This is a genomic window from Falsiroseomonas sp., from assembly GCF_041690465.1.
GTDB lineage: Bacteria > Pseudomonadota > Alphaproteobacteria > Acetobacterales > Acetobacteraceae > Falsiroseomonas.
On the sequence record NZ_JAWLHG010000027.1, the window covers coordinates 15726 to 32876 of the forward strand.

Below are 17151 nucleotides of genomic sequence, written 5' to 3' on the forward strand. Positions count from 1 at the left end.
CACCCGGGTGGAAGCGTTGGATCGAAGGCAGGGGCGCGGCGTCCTGGCGGTGCCCGACTTCAGGCGTCTCTGGGTGGTGGGGCTCGCCCTCTCGGTCGCGCGGTGGCTCGAGATGCTGGTGATCGGCGTCATTGCCTTCCAGCAGACCGGCTCGGCCTTCGTCGTCGCCGCGATGACGCTGCTGCGGCTGCTGCCGCTCGGCCTGTTCGGGGCGCTGCTCGGCGTGCTGGCGGACCGCGCGCCGCGGCGGCTCACGCTGCTGGCGGTGCTGGCTTTGCAGGCCGCAGCGGCGGGCGCGCTCTCGGCCTTTGCCTTCGCCGGCGCGCTCACCGTGTGGCAGATGGCGGTGGCGAGCTTCCTCAGCGGCGCTGGGTGGGCGACCGACAACCCGGTCCGCCGCATGATGGTGGGCGAGGCGGTCGGCACGGCACGCATGGGCGCGGCGATGTCGCTCGATGTCATGGCGAGCAATGCGAGCCGCGTCGCAGGCCCGGCGCTCGGCGGCACGCTGCTGGCCACCCTCGGTGCCGGCACCGCCTTTGGGCTCGCGGCGCTGCTCCAGCTGGCGGCAATCGGCGCCGCGGCCCGGGTGCGCTGCGGCGCCACCGCCGCCGCGCCGGCGCAGCACGAGCCCGTGCTGCGGCAGCTGCGCGAAAGCTTCGCCCTGGCGCTGCACCTTCCGAAGCTGCGCGGCGTGCTGGTGGTCACGGTGGTGTTCAACCTGTTCGGATGGCCCTGCACCAGCATGATCCCGGTGATCGGCCAGCAGCCGCTCGGCCTCGGGCCGGAGGGGGTGGGCGTGCTGGCGAGCATGGAGGGGCTTGGTGCGCTGCTCGGCGCGGGGCTGGTCGGCATGCTGGCCAGCCCGGCGCGCTATGCCGCGGTTTATGTCGGCGGCACCGCGCTCTACCTGGCCATGTGCATCCTCTTCGCCCTCGCACCGCATCCCGTCCCGGCAGGGCTGGCGCTGCTGACGGTCGGCATTGGCGGCGCCGGCTTCGCCACCATGCAGGCGACCCTCGTCTACCTCACGACCCCGCCGGAGATCCGCGGCCGCGCGCTCGGCCTGCTCGCCACGGCGATCGGCACCGGGCTGCTCGGCTTCCTGCAACTCGGCCTGCTGGCGGAGTGGCTCGGGGCGCCTGAGGCCACCGCGCTGGTTGCGGCGCAGGGGCTCACCGCCCTGCTGGCGACCCGCCGGCTTTGGCGCCCGCTCCTCTGAGCAACGGCGCGTTCTCTTATCTAGCGAAAACGTGATATAAGGATGTTTCCGCATGTCGCCGCGAAGGCGAAACTCACGAGCTTGTCATGCGCGCCAGAGTGGAACGCAGGGCCATGTCGGGCATTGCAGGCGCCGAGTACAACCGGGGCGAGGACGAGAACCATGGCGACAATCGAGACAGAACGTCGTGCCGGGCCGGCGGGCACCGCCGAACGGCCGGGACAGCGGGCCAATGCCGCGGACCGTCATGTGGGGGCGCGCATCCGTGAGCGGCGGGTGATGATGGGCCTGTCGCAGCAGCAGCTCGCCAAGATGATCGGCGTCACCTACCAGCAGGCGCATAAGTACGAGCGGGGCCTGAACCGCATCTCCGCCGGACGGCTGTTCGAGATCGGCCAGGTGCTCGGCGTGCCGGTCTCGTGGTTCTTCGAGGGGCTCACACCCGACAGCGAAATCCATGAGACCAGCCCGCGCCAGCGCATGTGCCTGGAGCTGGCGCGCAACTTCGCGCTGATCGACAACGAGAAGCATCAGGAGGCGCTGAGCCAGATGGCGCGTGCCCTCGCGGCCCAGTCCCAGGCGGAGCGCGACGGACAGGCCTGAGGCCTCCCGCCCCGGCACATCCCGGCTGCAACCGGCGCCGCGCCCGCGCGTTGCGTCGGCGGGATGGCATGCGTGTTGCCGATCGGGGCAGGTTTGGAACAATGAAGCGGGAGAGATCACCGGGGCGGGTGCGACGCAGCACCCGGTCCCGGCGCCGCGGCTTGTGGCTGGGTGCCGCTGCCGTGCTGGTGGTGGGCGTCGTCGCCTTGGCTGGCCTGGGCGGGCCGCCTCCGCAACGCCCCGCGGGTGCCGGCCTGCCGCCGGCAGCGCTGGAGCGCCCGTCCTTCACCGTTGCGGAGCAGGTTGCCCCTGGCAGCGCAATCGCTGCCGAGGAAGCCAGGATCGCCGCCCTGCGCGCCACGAGGGCGCGCCTCGAACAGGAGATCGCCGGGCTGCGCATCGAGGCTGAGGAGCGCCGCCGCAACATGCCGGGCCGGAAGGAGCTCACCGGGGATCAGGCAACCGGGGCGGGTCCTCCCCTCGCCGCCGCCGATCGTGGTGGCGCACTCAGCACGACGGCGGCCCTGGCGGCGCAGACTGCCGCGCCAGAGCTGCCCGACCGGTCCCTGCGCGTCTTCGTGCACCATCGGGCCAATTCGCGCCCCGGCGCCGAGGCCGCGGAGCAACTCGCCCAAAGCCTTCGCACCGCCGGCGTGGACATCTCCGCAGTGCGGCCGGCGCCGTTCGTCCCTTCCACCCCGGTGGTGCGGTATTTCCACGACGAAGACCAGGCGGCGGCGGCACGGCTGGCCGGCAGGCTGGGCAGCGGCTGGGCGATCCAGGACTTCCGCGCCTACCTGCCACAGCCACCGCCCAGGACGCTGGAGGTGTGGCTGCCGGCGAACTGATCCTAGCGCGGCAGGGCGAGGCCGCCTGGACGATGCGCGTGACCTTTGCGCGACGCGCGCGACCGTGCGCGGCGCTCGGCGTTACCAAGCGCATCGCCAGAGGCACACGCCATGCGCCGCATCCTCGCTCTGCTCGCACTGTTCGGCACGCTGCCCGCCTTCGCGCAGGGACTCGGCCCGCTGATCGTGGAGGGCAATGCGCAATCGCGCAGCCTCGACTGCGCCGGGCGCGACGTCGTGGTGCGGGGCGAACGCAATCAACTCGCCTTCACCGGTGGGTGCCGCAGCCTCGAAGTGCAGGGCAGCACCAGCGAGATCCGGGCCGAACTTGCCCCCGGCGCACGGGTCAGCCTGCGCGGCGACACGCTCGACCTGCGCTGGGCCATGCTCGGTGACGGCCCGCCGCCACGGATCGCCACCGAGGGCCGGCAAATCCGCGTGGAGCAGGTGGCGGCCTCTGCCCAGGCCGCCCGCGGCGGCGCGATGACGCGGCGCGAAACGCCGCAGGGCGTTTCGCTCAACCTCTCGGGTGACGTGTTGTTCCCCTTTGGCGGCGACCGGCTGCGGCCGGAGGCGGAGGCCGGGCTGCGGGAGGTGGTCGAGCTGATCCGCGATCTTCGCCCGCGCAGCATGACCATCGTCGGCCACACCGATTCGGTCGGTGACGCTGCCGTGAACCGTGACCTCTCCCTGCGCCGTGCGCGCGCCGTGCAGCGCTGGCTCGAGGAACGCGCCGGCGACGCAATGCCGCCCGTGGTGGTGGAGGGCCGCGGCGCAGCCGAGCCGGTCGCGCCCAACGCCCTGCCCGACGGTCGCGACAATCCGGAAGGCCGCGCGCGCAACCGTCGGGTCGAGTTCGTGCTGGAGCGCTGACCGGTCAGGCGATGGCGAGCCCCGCCCGGGCCGGTGACGGAGGCTGCGGGCGAAGGGCGTCCTCGGCCTGTTCCTCGAACTGGTCCTCGGTGACGCCGTAGATCTCGCGCACGCGCCCCGCGGTCAGGGCTGCGGGCGTGCCGTCGAACATCACCCGGCCGGACTGCATCGCGATGATGCGGTCGCAGAAGACACGCGCCGTGTTGAGGTGGTGCAGGTTGGTCAGGACAGTGATGCCGTCCTCCCGGTTCACCTGCCGCAGCGCATCCATGACGGTCTTGGCGTTGCGCGGATCGAGCGAGGCGATCGGTTCGTCGGCGAGGATCAGCTTGGGTTCCTGCAAGAGGGCACGGCAGATCGCCACACGCTGCTGCTGGCCGCCGGAAAGCGTGTCGGCCCGCTGCAAGGCAGTCTCTGCAAGGTCGAAGCGATCCAGCACGCGGATCGCCATCGCCCGCTCCTCGGCGGTGAACATCTTGAACAGCGCGGTCAGCGTCCCGAGCGCGCCAGGCCTGTGGTTCAGGCGGCCGATCAGGACGTTGGTCAGCACGTCCAGCCGCTGCACCAGGTTGAACTGCTGAAAGATCATGGCGCAGTCGGTGCGCCAGCGCCGCAGCGCCTTTCCGCTGAGTGCGGTGACGTCCTGGCCGTCATGGAAGATGCGGCCCAGGGAGGGCTCGGTCAGGCGATTGACCATCCGCAGCAGCGTGGATTTGCCCGCACCCGAACGGCCGATGATGCCCACCATCTGGCCGTCCGGAATGACGATCCGCACATCGTCCACCGCTGTCACGGCGCCGAACCGTCGTGTGAGGCCCTGAAGCTCGAGCATCCCCGCCGTCCCCGTTGAGGCGCGGTTGTAGCCGCCTCGGATGACGTCACGGTGATGGTCCCGTGACGCCAGCATGTCTTCTGGATGGGCCGCCAACGCCCGGAGCTTCGGCACGCGCCCGTTTCGCGGTCGCCGTGAGCTTTCCGGCTTGCCGAAAACCGGCCCACATGTAATGTTATACTATACTTCGAAAGTGAGCCTGCCATGCGCCGCCGCATCCTGCTGCTTTTCCCTGCACTGGCCTTGCCTTCGCTGACCGGAGGGGCGGCGACGGCGCAGCAGAGACCGCAGGTGGTGGCGTCCTTCTCCATCCTCGGAGACATGGTCGGCCAGATCGCCGGGCAGCGGGTGCAACTGCGCACCATCGCCGGACCGAATGCCGATGCGCACAGCTTTCAGCCCCGCCCCTCGGACGCCGAGGCGCTGCGCAATGCCGCGCTCGTGGTGCGCAATGGACTGGGCTTCGACGGCTGGGTAGACCGCATGATCCGTGCCGCGAACTACCGCGGGCCCGTGGCGACGGCCACGGAAGGCCTGGTGCCGCGCCGCATGGAGGCGCATGGCCACGCTCACGGCCATGGTGGCGCCGAGCAGCGGCAGCCACACGCCGCCGCGCCGCGCACGGCGCCTGACCCGCACGCCTGGCAGGATCCACGGCTTGGCGCGCTCTACGCCCGCAACATCGCGCGTGGTCTCGCGGGAGCGGACCCCGCCAACGCGGCTGCACACCAGGCGGCAGGCGAAGCCTATGCGGCGCGGCTTGAGGCGCTGGACGTCTGGATCCGCGAACAACTCGCCGCCGTGCCGGAGGCCAAGCGCGTCGTGGTCACCAGCCATGATGCCTTCGGCTATTTCGGCGCGGCCTACGGCATCCGCTTCCTCGCGCCGCAAGGTGTCTCGACCGCCGGCGAGCCAAGCGCAGCGCAGGTGGCCCGCCTCATCCGCCAGATCCGTGCCGAGGGCACGACAGCGGTCTTCATCGAAAACATGGGCAGCCCGGCCACGCTGGAGCGCCTGGCGCGCGAGGCCGGCGTGCGGGTGCGCGGCCGACTCTTCGCCGATGCGCTGTCCGAGCCCGGCGGCCCGGCGCCGACCTACGAGGCGATGTTCCGCCACAACATTTCGCTGCTGGTGCCTGCGATGCGCGGCGAGGGGGCATAGCGCAGCCGGCTGGACCGGGCACCGGGCGCCGCCCCAGGATGGGCGGCATGCCCAGCCTTCCTGGTGGCCTCCCCTTTCCGACAACGGCCGCCGCGGCGCGGCTGCTGGTGCCCGGCCTCGCCGCCATGGTCGAGGCGACCGACCGGCTCGGCACGGTGCATGTGATCGGCGGCGCCGATGCCTCGGCCACGCGGTTCGATCCGGCGCGCACGGTACATGCGGCGATGGTCGCGCTGGGCTGGCCCTCGCTGGCGGCGCTGGCCCGTGCGGGGGCGGTGACGCGCGGCGGGCTGCCCTATGTCCCCGGGCTGCTTGGCTTCCGCGAGGTGCCGGCACTGGCCGAGGCCTGGCCCGCGCTCCACCCCAAGCCCGACCTGGTGCTGGTGGACGGACACGGGCTGGCGCATCCGCAGGGCTTCGGCACCGCCTGCCTGCTCGGCCTGGTGCTGGACGTGCCGGCCATAGGCGTCGCCAAGTCGGTGCTGGTTGGGGAAGTGGAGGGCACGCTGCGGGACGAGCCGGGCGCCCGCGCGCCACTGGTGTTCAAGGGAAGGCAGGTCGGCATCGCGCTGCGGAGCCGGCGCGGGGCAAATCCGCTCTATGTCTCGGTCGGCCATCGCGTCTCGCTCGACACCGCGCTGGAGTGGGTGACGCGCTGCCTGCGCGGCCGCCGGCTGCCGGAGCCGACCCGCGCCGCGCATGATGCTGCCGGCGCCCTGCGCCTTTCCGGCATGCCGGCGCTGGGCTAGTCGGGGCGCATGTCCCGCATCTGGATGGCGCTCGGCGCCCTGTTCGGCCTGGTTTCGGTGGCGATGGCCGCCTATGCCTCGCACGGGCTGGAACCGGCCAGCGCAACGCTGGCGAATACCGGCGCATCTCTAGGTGCCTGGCACGGCCTGGCGCTGATCGGGGCCGGCCTGCTGGCGGAGCGGCGCCGCGGGCCGCTCGTGCATCTCGCGGCCGGCTGCTTCGCCGCGGGAGCGCTGATGTTCTGCGGCGGGCTGTACCTGCGAGCACTGACAGACCTTTCGCTTGGGTTGGTCACGCCACTGGGCGGCATGACGATGCTCGTCGGCTGGGGATTGCTGGCGGCGGCAGCGTTGGTCGCGCCGCAGCGATGATCGCCAGCGCCTATCTGGCGGCCGAAGGCTACGAAGCGGAGCTGGCGGAGGAATTGCGTCGCGCCGGGCGCGCGATAGAGGCGTGGCACGGACGCCTGGCGCTCTCACCCGATCCGCCAGGCTCGACGGCCTGGGCGCTGGATGTCTGGACCGGCCCGCGCGAGCTTCCGGCGCCCTCCGTGAAAGCCGCGGCCGATGCGCTGCGGGCGATGCAGCGCAACTGGGCCGGCTATGCGCCGACGCATCATCGCCGCAGCGCCCTGATCACCGAGCGCCTGCCGCCGGTGAAGGCGCGGCCGCTCGTCTTCCCGGAGCCAGCGCCCTCCGCGCATCTCGGCGCCTGGACGCTGTTGGCGCCGGACCGGCTGCTGGCCTCGCCGACCAAGACCAGCCCCTTCGTCAACGGCGCGGTCGCCTTCGCCGAGGACCGCGAAGGCCCGCCCTCGCGCGCCTACCTCAAGCTGTGGGAGGCGCTGACCAGGCTCGGAAGGCATCCAGCGCCGGGGGAGCGGTGCCTCGATCTCGGGGCATCGCCGGGCGGCTGGACCTGGGTGCTGGCCAAGCTCGGCGCGCGTGTTGAGGCGGTGGACAAGGCGCCGCTCGATCCGCGCGTGGCGGCGATGCCCGGCGTGACGATGCGGGACGAGAGCGCCTTCGCGCTGGACCCGGCCCAGGAGCGGCAGGTGGACTGGCTGTTCAGCGACGTGATCTGCTACCCGGCGCGGCTGCTGACACTGGTGCGGCGCTGGATTGCGGCGGGGGCGGCGCGGAACCTGGTCTGCACGGTGAAATTCCAGGGCGAGACCGACCACGACGTTGCGGCGGAGTTCGCCGCGATCGAAGGTGCCGTGCTATTCCATGGCGCGCACAACAAGCACGAGTTGACCTTCGCCCGCCTGGCGGAACGGTAGACGCAGCGGACTTAAAATCCGCAACCCGCAAGGGTGTGGGGGTTCGAGTCCCCCGGCGGGCATCTCAGCGCTTCTTCACGAGTTGCTTCGTCAGCTTCTCGGCGATCGGCTTGCGCGGCAGGTCGAAGAACCGCGAGAGGCTCCACCGGCCATGCCGTACGCGCGCGCGCATGTCCGAGAAGGCGAGGAACCCCGCGCGCCCATGATAGCGCCCGATGCCGGAGGCGCCGACGCCGCCGAAGCCGAGCGACGGGAAGGCCGCGTACTCGATGGCGCGGCCAGTCACCAGCGCGCCGGAGCGCGTGCCGGCCGCCACCGCCGCCTCCTCCGAGCGGGTGGCGCCGAACAGATAGATCGCCAATGGCGGGGGGCGCGCGGTGACCCAGGCGATGGCGCCAGCAAGGTCGGGCATCGCCTGTATGGCCAGCACCGGGCCGAAGATCTCTTCCTGCTGCAGCGGTGAATTCTGTGCGGCCTCCGCCAGCGTGAGGGCGCGCCGCCGCGCATCGCCATCGGCGCCGAGCGGCGTCAGCCGCGCGCCCACGGTCAGCGCATCCAACCGCGCCGCCTGCGCCTCGGAGGCGATGGCGCCCTCCGGCAGCGCGATCCCACTGTCGCGGCAGGCGTCTGCAAAATCGGCGGGTGCATGGCCGACCAGCAGCACCGTATCGGGCGCAATGCAGGTCTGACCGGCATTCACCGCCTTGCCGGCCAGGATGTTCCGCGCCGCCTCGCGCAGATCGGCCCCGGGCAAGACCAGGGCGGGGCACTTCCCGCCGAGTTCCAGCGTGACGGGCACCAGGTTGCGCGCCGCCGCCTCCGCCACCTTGCGGCCCGTCGACGTGCCGCCGGTGAAGACCAGATGATCCCAGGGCTGCGCGGCGAAGCTTTCCGCCACCTCGCGCCCACCCTGGACGGCAAGCGCGACATCGCGGCCGAGGGCGGCCTCCAGCACCTCGCCCAGCAGCGCCGCCGTGCGGGGCACGAACTCCGAGGGCTTCACCACGACGCGGTTGCCCGCCGCGATCGCATCCACCACCGGCCAGAGGGCGAGCTGGACCGGGTAGTTCCAAGGCGCGATGATGCCGACCACGCCCTTCGGCACCGGCTCCTCCGCCGCCGTTGTTGGCCAGAAGGGATAGGGCACCCAGGCGCGCCGCGGCTTCGCCCAGCCCCTCAGCTTGCGGCGCGAATAGCGTGCGGCATCGGCCACGATCAGCACATCGGCCAGCAGGGTGTCATACCGCGATCGGCCGCCGTAATCGGCATCCAGCGCGATGACGAACTCCTCGGCACGTGCCAGCACCTCATCGGCCAGCTTCGCCAACAAATCGCGCCGGCGATCCAGGCCGAGTCTGCCGTCACGGGCTTCGGCGGCGCGCAGCGCGGCGAGGGCCTCGGCCGGCGTCACGCTGCCTCCTTCGGCAATGGCGCGCTCAGCAGCGCGGCGGCGGCGGCCTCGCCGGAGCGGATGGCGGCCTCGATCGTCGCGGGCAGATCGGGCAGGGTCCAGTCGCCGGCGAGCGCGAGATTCACCAGCGGCTGGCGCGGCGGGCGCGGGCGGGGCAGCAGGGTATGGCGCGGCGTCGCGCGGCGTTCGCGCACCGCGCGCGCGCGCGGTGGGGCCACCGGCCACTCGCCGGCCAGGCGGAAGCGCAGCGCCGCTTCGCGCACCTCGGGCCAGATGCGCACGGTGGCGGCTTCCTCGGAGAGCGTGACCGCGTCGTCGGCCGCGCTCACCGTGACGGAGACGCCGCCCGGCCGCACCAGCACCCATTGCGCCAGCCCGCCCAGCAGCCCGATGAAGCGCACCGGGCCTTCCGTGGCATGGGCGAAATGCAGGTTGAGGATCGGTGCGTGCAGCTCCGGCACCGCAAGATCCGGCAGCAGCCGCGCCGCCTCCCACGGGGGCACAGCGAGCAGCACGTATTCGGCAGAGTCGAGCTCGACCGATTGCTCGCCGAAATCCAGCGCGGCGACCCGGTCGCCCTGGCGCATCAGGCCGCGAAGGCGCAACCCGGTCCGCAGGGTGGCGCCATGGCAACCGAGGGTCGCGACGGCCGGCGCCACCATGTCCGGCCCCAACCCGCGCGCGGCGACGAACAGCCGTGCCGCGCCGGGCGCCGCCAGACGGCGCAGCACATGGCCGAGCAGCCGAGAGGAGGCTTCCGTGGCCGGCGTGTTCAGCGCAGCGACGGTCAGCGGCTCGACCAGGCTGCGCAGCATGGCCGGGTGCGCGGCGAGCGCGGCGGCGACGGTGCGATCCGCGCCGGGCAGGGCCAGTCGCGCCACCGCGAACAGCGCACCGAGCGTCAGCCCGGCCGGCCGCCGTGCGCTGCGCAACCAGCCCATAGGCGAGAGTGCCACCTGGCGCGCGCTGTGGTCGGCGAGGTCGAGCACCGGCAGGCCATCGGGCTCCGGCTCGATCCAGGCGTCGCGTGCGCCGACTGCCGAGAGGAAGCGCAGCGCCACACGGTTGGCGCCGAGCAGCGCATGCGTGCCGTTGTCGGTGCCATCGGGCAATGCGCGGGCGCGGCCGCCGGGCGCGGGCGTGGCCTCGTAGAGCGTCACGCGATGGCCCGCGCGCGCGAGCATCAGCGCGCCCGCCAGGCCCGCCAGGCCGGCGCCGACGACATGGAAGGTCATGATGGCGCCATGGCGGTCAGCGCCATCCGCAGCTTCTCGGCACGCGTCAGGCGCGGCCGGCTGCGCGGCGCGGCGAAGCCCTGCACCAGCATGCGGTCCAGCAGGCGGCGATAGCCCCACATCATCACCCGCGCCGGCTTCAGCGCGCGGGCGTCGTACCTCGGCAAATCCGCCGCGGCACATGCAAAGCCGGCAAGCGCCTGCTGTGCGAGCTCGTCGCAGCAGGCGGCGAAGCCGGGGTGCGCGACGATCGCCCGTGCATCCTCCGTCGTCACGCCATGGCGATCGAGCAGTGTGCGCGGGACATAGACACGGTCCGCCGCAGCATCCTCCTCCGCATCGCGGAGAATGTTCACCAGCTGGAAGGTGCGGCCGAGCGCCAGGCCGAACCCCTCGGCCTGCGGCGCGCCGAAGATGCGCACTGCCATGGCGCCCACACTACCTGCCACGCGGCGGCAATAAAGATCGAGCGCCGCCTCATCCGCCAGCCGCACGCAGCCCGCCGCGTCCGTCTCCATGCCCGCCACCATGGCCAGGCATTCGGCTGGCGGGAGGTCGAAGGCGCGGCACGCCCAGGCGAGCTCGGCGGAGAGCGCACAGTCGGGCGCAGCGAGCTTGCGGCGCCAATCGGAGAGGAAGCGGCGCTTCTCCGTGACCGGCATGGCCGCGTCGGCGATGTCGTCCACCGCACGGCAGAAGCCGTACACCGCGAACAGGGCCCGCCGTCGCTCGCCCTTCAGCACCCGCATGCCGCGCCCGAAGGATGACTTCGCCCGACTCACGCAGCTCCGCACAACCGCAGCGTCGGAGGGTGGCGGCAAGGCCAATGATGCGAAGGCGGCAGCAAAATCCGCTTTGCCGAGCGCGACGCGTCGCTGCACCGGATCGGCCAGGCGCAGCTTCGCCAGCAGCCGCCACGCCAGCACAAGCGTCACCGCCGCCTGGCGCTTCAGGCGCGAGCGCAGCAGGCGCGGCAGCGGCGCCGCGACCGCGAGCGTAGCCTCCACGCGGTCCAGCGCGGCGTCCAGCACGGCGCGGCGCTTCGGATTGTGGTGTTCGAAGAAGGCGGCCTCGCCGCCGGCGAGTTCCATCCATGGCTCGGGCAGATAAACGCGGTCCAGCGCGCCGCGATCCGGCACCAGGTCCTGCAGGTGGTTCAGCACCTGCAACGCGGTGCAAAGCGCGTCCGAAGCATGATGCGCGTCCGCGTCCTCGCCATGCAGCCGCAGCAGCATGCGCCCGACCGGCTCGGCGGAGCGCGCGCAGTAGCGTTCCAGCTCGGCCCAATGCGCATAGCGGCGCTGCACCGCATCCTGGCGAAAGGCGTCGAGCATGATGCGCGCCTCGTCGCAGCCGACCGCGGCCAGCGCCGTCTCAGCCGTCGCCTCCATCGCATCCAGCCGGCGCAGCTTCTCGTCCGCCGTCAGCGCGGCGGAATCGGCGACGTCGTCGGCGGTCCGGACAAAACGATAGAAGGCGAGCACCTTGGCGCGCGCCGCGCGCGGCAGCAGGAGGGAGGCGACCGGGAAGTTCTCGCTGCCCGCGTCGCGTGTTGGCGGCCCGACGGCGACCCCGGCCTGGCTGCCCGCCATCAGCGCCTCAGGCGGCCCCGCCCTGATAGGCGCGGCCCTTCCAGCCTTCGCGCTTGCCGAGCAGCCCGCGCACCAGCGCCGTCCACTGGATCGCCAGCGCCACGGCGACGGTCGCCGGATGCAACGGGATGGTCCACCAGGGCTCGCGCGTGCGGAAGGTGACTGCGGCGCGCAGCGCGAAACCGAGGCCAAGCGCAATGAAGGCCCAGCCGCTCGGCAGCAGCGCAACGGGCCAGAGGAAGGCGCCGGCGAGCATCGCCGTCCAGATCGGCAGGCCAACCGGGGTCGCCATGCCTTCGCGCGCATTCTTGATGAAGCCGCGCCAGCTCTGCACGAAGCCGTCGTACATCCGGCAGGTGGCAAGCGGTGCACCCTCCACCACTTCCGTCGCATGGCCGGCGGCGCGCATCCGACGCGCGAGTTGCAGCGCATCGTGCAGCACGCCACGGATGCCGGCATGGCCGCCGGTTGCCTGATAGGCGCCGCGCTCGACCATCATCAACTGGCCGCAAGCAGCCGCCATCTCCGCACGCCTGGTGAAGGCGCGGCCGCCACCGGGCAGGTAGCAGAACAGAAGAAAATTGATCATCGGCACGGTCAGCGCCTCGCCCAGCGAGCCCATGAGCTGCCGCGGCACGCCCGTTACCATCGCGGCGCCGGTGCGCTGCGCATGGCCGGACATGGACGCCGCCGCCTCGGGCTCCAGCCGCACATCGGCGTCGATGAAGAGCAGGTGCGTGCCTTTCGCGGCCTCCGCGAGCTGCGCACAGGCATGCACCTTGCCCGTCCAGCCGGGCGGCAGCGGCGGCGCCGTTTCCAGCCGCACCCGCGGATCGCGCGCGGCGAAGGCGCGCACGATCTCCGCCGTGCGGTCGGTGGAAGCGTCATCCATCACCACCGCTTCGATCGCCACGCCGCGCGATGCAAGCGCGGCTTCGAGGCAGGCCGCGATATGCGTCTCCTCGTTCCGGGCGGGGATCAGGATGGAGACGAGCGTGCCGGCTTTCGGCGTGCCATGCGCCGGACGCACCAGGAACAGGTTGGCGAGCCCCATCGTCGCCGGGAAGGTGGCGAGGAAAAGCGCGATCCAGGCCCAGGTGAACTCCCAGGGCGAAGCGACATCCATTCAGCCGGCCTCCTGCCGCGGGTCATGGCGCGGATCGTGCCGCGGATCGTAACGCTGTCCGCGCGCCGCTGCCACTGCCTGGCGCCAGAGCTGGAACAGGCCGCCCATGCCCTCTCGGCCGCGCAGCAGCGTCTGGAAGCGTGCCGGATCGCGGGCGATGGCATCCGCGGCCAGCCGGTCCATGGTCGCAGCGAGCGCGGCTGAGAGTGCCGCGGCACGCGCTTCGCGATCCAGCGCCGCGAGCACGCCGCCCTCGATCGGCTCCCCGAAGGCGCAGAGCATCTCCGCCTTGCGCTCGGTCCAGAACGGGTAGTCGAGTGCGAGCGGGATGAACACCGCCTCGGGGGCGAACTCCGGCAGGCGCGTCATGCCGGGCGCGATCGGCACCGGGCGTTCCCGGACATCGGAGAAGCGGCCTGGCGCGTTCATCCATAGCATGCGTTCGGGCGCAGCCAGCACCTCGCGCGCCAGGCGCAGGAAGGCGACGGCGCCGCGCGGCGTGCCTGCCTCGATGCCGAAGACGCCGATGCGGCGCATGAAGGGGTACCGGGCGAGTGCAGCCGCATCCATCGGGATGTACATCCGGCGCCGCGGAAACAGCGCCTGGGACAGCAGCATGAAGGCGACGCCATCCCACCACCCCGGATGATTGGCGAAGACAACCAGCGGGCGGCTGCCATAGTCCCGCGGCATGCCCCATTGCGCGACGCGCATGGCCCGCATGTGCTTCTGGAAGAAGCGGCCGAACATGAAATGGAAGAACGCCATCCGCCGCGGGTCATAACGGCCGACGGGATCTTCCGTCGTCGTCTTCCCCGGCGGCGTCATTGCGTTCACGGCACGTCTACTCCGCGGCGGTGGCGAGCTCGGCGTCTCGCCTTCCAGCCTGACGCGCGCGCTCGGTCATGCCGCGGCCGCCGCGATCCTGATCCATGCTGTCGGCGGCGATCCAGCCGGACATCATCACCATCGGCATGCCCGGCCCCGGATGCGCCGCGCCGCCGCAGAGATAGAGCCCCTTCACAACCTTGCTGCGGTTTCCCGGCTTGAAGGCGCCCATGAAGGTGCCGTGGCTCGCCAGCCCGTAGATGGCGCCGTCCAGCACCTTGTAGCGTTCATGGATGTCCACCGGCGTGAGCTGGCTTTCCACCACGATCCGCTCCTCGATGTCCTCCATCCCGGCGGTGCGCTTCAGCTTGTCGAGGATCTTCTGGCGATAGGCCGGGAACATCTTCGACCAGTCGTGGTGCGGCCGGAGGTAGGGCGTGTGAACCAACACATACAGCGCCTCGCCGCCCGGCGGCGCGGAGGTATCGTCGCTGCAGGAGGTGGCGGCGAGATAGGCGGTCGGATCCGGCGCCGGCTCGCCCTTCCTGTAGATCGCATCGAACTCCTCCTCCGCGTCGCGCGAGAAGACGAAGCAGTGATGCGCCAGATGGTCGTAGCGCTTCTTAAGGCCGAGATAGAGCACCACGCCGGAACAGGCCGGCTCGAACCCCTTGCGGTCGTATTTCCGGGCCGGCTCGCCGCCGACCAACTCGCGATAGGTGCGGATCGCATCCATGTTGGAGATCACCGCGTCGCAGGCGATCGTCTCGCCGCCGGCGATCACGCCCTTCACCGCACCGTCCTGGATGTCGAAGCCGGTCACCTCCACGCCTGGGCGCAGATCGGCGCCGCAATCGGCCGCGAGCTTCGCCAGGCCCTCCGCCACCGCACGGGTCCCGCCGACGGGGTACCACACGCCCTCGGTCGCCTGCATATCGGCGATCGAGGTCAGCACCGCCGGCGCCAGGTAGGGGGAGGAGCCAACATACTGGCAGTAGTGGTCCAGCATCTGCGCCAGCCGCGCATCCGGCACATGGCCGCGGATCACCTTCGCCACCGTGCGGCCCATCTTCAGGCTCAGCACGTCGCGCAGCGTATCGGGGCTCAGGTTCGCCTTGAAGTTCAGCGTGTCCGACATGCCCTCGACGGAACGCCAGAAGAAGAAGCCCTCCGACACGCGGTGCAGGTTCTCCGCTTCGGCCTGCAGGTTTCGGTAGCCGGCGCCCATGCCCCTGCCCGGCGCGAAGCGGTCCATCTCCGCCGCCATGCGGTCCACATTCTCCAGCAGGTCGATGCGCGTGCCATCCTCGAAGAAACAGCGCCACTGCGGGTCGAGGCGGATCAGCGGCAGGTCCTGCGCCTGGTCGCGGCCGGCCTCGGCGAAGATCCGGCGCAGCACGCGCGGAACGGTAAGGATCGTCGGGCCCATGTCGAATCGGTACCGCCCCGATCCGTCGGGCGCATCCAGATGCAGTACCGCCGCCTTGCCGCCGAGCCACGGGTTCTTGTCGAGCAGCGTCACCTTGTGACCGCGCGCCGCGGCGACCGCCGCGGCCGCCAGGCCGCCCAGGCCACCACCGACCACCACCACCCGCTCAGCCATGCGCGCCATCCTCCTCGGGGCCGGGGAACCACGAGCATGTCCGCGGGCTGCGGCGGGGGCGCTGCCCCCGCGCCCCCGCCGGGGAGCTTGAAGCTCCCCGGACCCCCACGTTAGTCTTCAAGGCCGGAGGCGACGTGGCCTGGGTGCCCCGCCTCCGGCATCGTCTATCGCTCCAGCCCGAAGGCAGCCGCCCGCGTGGCTCCGGCGAGGTCGCCGGCAGCCGTCGGCCGGCTCGCCTCACCGGAGAGGCCGAGATCCTTGGCCAGCAGGCCAGTGGTGATGCGCGCGCCCTCGTAGATAACCGGCAGCCCACTGCCCGGGTGGGTGCCGCCGCCGACGAGGTAGACGCCCTGCACGTCCCGGAAGCGATTGCCAGGCCGGAAGTAGAGCATCTGCGGCAGTTCGTGGGAGAGATTGAAGGTGGCGCCGAAGCCCACCGCGTAGTCGTTCTCCCAGTCCTGCGGCGCGACGATGCGCTCGTAGCGGATATGCGGGCGCAGATCGGGCAGACCGATCGCCTGAAGGCGATCCAGCGCGATCTCGCGGTAGCGCGCGGCCTGGGCGGGCCAGTCCGGCCGCTTGAGCAGGTTCGGCACCGGCACCAGCATGTAGAGCGCGGTGTGGCCTGGCGGAGCCAGGGTCGGATCGGTTGCGCCGGCATTCTGCACGTAGAAGGAGGGCACATCGGGGATCGCGCCGCCTTCGATCTCCGCGATGTTGCGCTTGTACTCCTCGCTGAGCACGACGGTGTGGTGGGCGAGTTCGGGGAAGGTGCGATCCAGCCCGAGGTAGAGCATGAAGGTCGAGCAGGAATAACGTGCCTTCTCGATCTTCGCGTCGGACCAGTCGCGCCGCAACTCGGCCGGGATCAGCTTCGGGATGGCATGGGCGAAATCGGCGTTCACCACCACCGCTTCGGCCTCGTGGCGCCGCCCGCCACTCTCGATGCCCCGGGCGCGGTTGCCTTCGAAGGCGATGCGCTCCACCGGGGTGGAGAGCCGGATTTCCACCCCCAGGCGTTCGGCCACCCGCGCCATCGCACGCGAGACGGCGCCACAGCCGCCGATCGGGTGGAAGATGCCGTGCTCGTATTCCAGGTAGGACAGGATGGTGAACAACGAGGGGCAGCGGAACGGGCTCATGCCCAGGTACTTGGTCTGGAAGGAGAAGGCGAGCCGCACCCGCGGGTCGCGGAAATGCCGGCTCAGATCCTGGTCGACCGTGGCCCATGGGCGCAGCAGCGGCAGCGCGCGGATCATGTCCCACTTGACCATGTCGAGCGGGCCTTCGAAGGCGCGTTCCAGCACCGGGCGGAAAGCATCGAGCTTGGCGCGATTCTCGCAGATGAAAGGGCGCAGCCCCTTGGCGTCGTCCGGCGCAAACTTTGCGAGCTCGGCCTCCATCCGATCGAAGTCGGAAGAGCAGTCAAGCTGCGTGCGCGAACGGCTCGGCCCTTCGAAGACAAGGCGATATTGTGGATCCAGGCGCCGCAGATCCACCTCGCCCTCGAGTTCCGCGCCGCATCGCCTGAAAATCTCCTTCAGGATGCGCGGGTAGAGGAAGAAGGTCGGGCCGAGGTCGAAGCTGTAGCCTTCCGGTGATGTCAACGTCCGGGTGCGACCACCGACCACCTCGTCCTTCTCGAACAGGGTGACGCGCGCGCCAGAGGCGGCAAGCAGCATCGCCGAGGCAAGGCCGCCTGGACCGGCACCGATGACCGCGACCCGCGTGCGAGGCCGATGCAGGGAGGGGGAGGCGAGAATCGTGTTCATTTGGACCCGCATC

At 71.4% G+C, this 17151-nt stretch carries 16 protein-coding genes and 1 tRNA gene; 9 read left to right on the forward strand and 8 right to left on the reverse strand.

Annotated elements, in window-relative coordinates:
• Nucleotides 1-16 precede the first annotated feature (16 nt).
• From ACESM1_RS21165 to ACESM1_RS21180, 4 genes are all read left to right on the forward strand, one after another.
• Nucleotides 17-1222: an MFS transporter gene (locus ACESM1_RS21165; protein ID WP_372623192.1), complete on the forward strand. Its 1206-nt coding sequence runs from the start codon at nucleotides 17-19 to the stop codon at nucleotides 1220-1222.
• Nucleotides 1223-1384: 162 nt separating this feature from the next.
• Nucleotides 1385-1825 (forward strand): helix-turn-helix domain-containing protein, encoded by a 441-nt coding sequence (locus ACESM1_RS21170; protein ID WP_372623193.1) that lies wholly within the window; start codon nucleotides 1385-1387, stop codon nucleotides 1823-1825.
• Nucleotides 1826-1986: 161 nt separating this feature from the next.
• Nucleotides 1987-2673, forward strand: a complete 687-nt coding sequence (locus ACESM1_RS21175) for a hypothetical protein (protein WP_372623194.1) — start codon at nucleotides 1987-1989, stop codon at nucleotides 2671-2673.
• Between the two features lie 111 nt (nucleotides 2674-2784).
• Nucleotides 2785-3546, forward strand: coding sequence for an OmpA family protein (locus ACESM1_RS21180; protein WP_372623195.1), 762 nt, complete (start codon nucleotides 2785-2787; stop codon nucleotides 3544-3546).
• Nucleotides 3547-3550: 4 nt separating this feature from the next.
• Here ACESM1_RS21180 and phnC read toward each other — a convergent pair whose 3' ends face one another.
• Nucleotides 3551-4378, reverse strand: a complete 828-nt coding sequence (gene phnC / locus ACESM1_RS21185; RefSeq protein WP_372623196.1) for a phosphonate ABC transporter ATP-binding protein — start codon at nucleotides 4376-4378, stop codon at nucleotides 3551-3553.
• Nucleotides 4379-4582: 204 nt separating this feature from the next.
• Between phnC and ACESM1_RS21190 the strand changes: the two genes are divergently transcribed.
• From ACESM1_RS21190 to ACESM1_RS21210, 5 genes are all read left to right on the forward strand, one after another.
• The gene (locus ACESM1_RS21190; protein WP_372623197.1) at nucleotides 4583-5539 is read left to right on the forward strand and encodes a metal ABC transporter solute-binding protein, Zn/Mn family; all 957 of its coding nucleotides are present in this window, start codon (nucleotides 4583-4585) and stop codon (nucleotides 5537-5539) included.
• Between the two features lie 47 nt (nucleotides 5540-5586).
• On the forward strand, nucleotides 5587-6288 hold the full coding sequence (locus ACESM1_RS21195) for an endonuclease V (protein WP_372623198.1): 702 nt from the start codon (nucleotides 5587-5589) through the stop codon (nucleotides 6286-6288).
• Nucleotides 6289-6297: 9 nt separating this feature from the next.
• Nucleotides 6298-6660, forward strand: a complete 363-nt coding sequence (locus tag ACESM1_RS21200) for a DUF423 domain-containing protein (protein WP_372623199.1) — start codon at nucleotides 6298-6300, stop codon at nucleotides 6658-6660.
• Nucleotides 6657-7571 (forward strand): SAM-dependent methyltransferase, encoded by a 915-nt coding sequence (locus ACESM1_RS21205; RefSeq protein WP_372623200.1) that lies wholly within the window; start codon nucleotides 6657-6659, stop codon nucleotides 7569-7571. The genes ACESM1_RS21200 and ACESM1_RS21205 overlap by 4 nt, the downstream gene beginning before the upstream one ends.
• Nucleotides 7551-7633, forward strand: a tRNA-Leu gene (locus tag ACESM1_RS21210). Before ACESM1_RS21205 ends, ACESM1_RS21210 begins: the two co-directional genes overlap by 21 nt.
• 2 nt (nucleotides 7634-7635) lie before the next feature.
• Here the strand turns inward: ACESM1_RS21210 and ACESM1_RS21215 are convergent.
• From ACESM1_RS21215 to ACESM1_RS21245, 7 genes are all read right to left on the reverse strand, one after another.
• The gene (locus tag ACESM1_RS21215; RefSeq protein ID WP_372623201.1) at nucleotides 7636-8982 is read right to left on the reverse strand and encodes an aldehyde dehydrogenase family protein; all 1347 of its coding nucleotides are present in this window, start codon (nucleotides 8980-8982) and stop codon (nucleotides 7636-7638) included.
• Nucleotides 8979-10217 carry an FAD-dependent oxidoreductase gene (locus ACESM1_RS21220; RefSeq protein ID WP_372623202.1) on the reverse strand — a complete coding sequence of 413 codons (1239 nt, stop codon included), beginning with the start codon at nucleotides 10215-10217 and terminating at the stop codon, nucleotides 8979-8981. The genes ACESM1_RS21215 and ACESM1_RS21220 overlap by 4 nt, the downstream gene beginning before the upstream one ends.
• Complete coding sequence (locus ACESM1_RS21225) at nucleotides 10214-11809, reverse strand: squalene/phytoene synthase family protein (RefSeq protein WP_372623203.1); 1596 nt, start codon at nucleotides 11807-11809, stop codon at nucleotides 10214-10216. The genes ACESM1_RS21220 and ACESM1_RS21225 overlap by 4 nt, the downstream gene beginning before the upstream one ends.
• Nucleotides 11810-11816: 7 nt before the next feature.
• Entirely contained in the window at nucleotides 11817-12935 is a 1119-nt protein-coding gene (locus tag ACESM1_RS21230; protein WP_372623204.1) for a glycosyltransferase, read from the reverse strand.
• A complete protein-coding gene (locus tag ACESM1_RS21235) occupies nucleotides 12936-13763 on the reverse strand; it encodes a lysophospholipid acyltransferase family protein (RefSeq protein WP_372623249.1) in 828 nt (275 codons plus the stop codon).
• A 16-nt stretch (nucleotides 13764-13779) separates the two neighbouring features.
• Nucleotides 13780-15366 (reverse strand): phytoene desaturase family protein, encoded by a 1587-nt coding sequence (locus ACESM1_RS21240; RefSeq protein WP_372623205.1) that lies wholly within the window; start codon nucleotides 15364-15366, stop codon nucleotides 13780-13782.
• 164 nt (nucleotides 15367-15530) lie between these two features.
• Entirely contained in the window at nucleotides 15531-17138 is a 1608-nt protein-coding gene (locus ACESM1_RS21245; RefSeq protein WP_372623206.1) for a phytoene desaturase family protein, read from the reverse strand.
• Between the last annotated feature and the right edge of the window lie 13 nt (nucleotides 17139-17151).

Bases quoted from the DNA above. Each gene is read 5' to 3' on its own strand.
- ACESM1_RS21170 (WP_372623193.1), top strand. From the start codon at position 1,385: ATGGCGACAATCGAGACAGAACGTCGTGCCGGGCCGGCGGGCACCGCC.
- ACESM1_RS21180 (WP_372623195.1), top strand. From the start codon at position 2,785: ATGCGCCGCATCCTCGCTCTGCTCGCACTGTTCGGCACGCTGCCCGCC.
- phnC (WP_372623196.1), bottom strand. From the start codon at position 4,378: ATGCTCGAGCTTCAGGGCCTCACACGACGGTTCGGCGCCGTGACAGCG.
- ACESM1_RS21190 (WP_372623197.1), top strand. From the start codon at position 4,583: ATGCGCCGCCGCATCCTGCTGCTTTTCCCTGCACTGGCCTTGCCTTCG.
- ACESM1_RS21195 (WP_372623198.1), top strand. From the start codon at position 5,587: ATGCCCAGCCTTCCTGGTGGCCTCCCCTTTCCGACAACGGCCGCCGCG.
- ACESM1_RS21200 (WP_372623199.1), top strand. From the start codon at position 6,298: ATGTCCCGCATCTGGATGGCGCTCGGCGCCCTGTTCGGCCTGGTTTCG.
- ACESM1_RS21205 (WP_372623200.1), top strand. From the start codon at position 6,657: ATGATCGCCAGCGCCTATCTGGCGGCCGAAGGCTACGAAGCGGAGCTG.
- ACESM1_RS21220 (WP_372623202.1), bottom strand. From the start codon at position 10,217: ATGACCTTCCATGTCGTCGGCGCCGGCCTGGCGGGCCTGGCGGGCGCG.
- ACESM1_RS21225 (WP_372623203.1), bottom strand. From the start codon at position 11,809: ATGGCGGGCAGCCAGGCCGGGGTCGCCGTCGGGCCGCCAACACGCGAC.
- ACESM1_RS21230 (WP_372623204.1), bottom strand. From the start codon at position 12,935: ATGGATGTCGCTTCGCCCTGGGAGTTCACCTGGGCCTGGATCGCGCTT.
- ACESM1_RS21235 (WP_372623249.1), bottom strand. From the start codon at position 13,763: ATGACGCCGCCGGGGAAGACGACGACGGAAGATCCCGTCGGCCGTTAT.
- ACESM1_RS21240 (WP_372623205.1), bottom strand. From the start codon at position 15,366: ATGGCTGAGCGGGTGGTGGTGGTCGGTGGTGGCCTGGGCGGCCTGGCG.
- ACESM1_RS21245 (WP_372623206.1), bottom strand. From the start codon at position 17,138: ATGAACACGATTCTCGCCTCCCCCTCCCTGCATCGGCCTCGCACGCGG.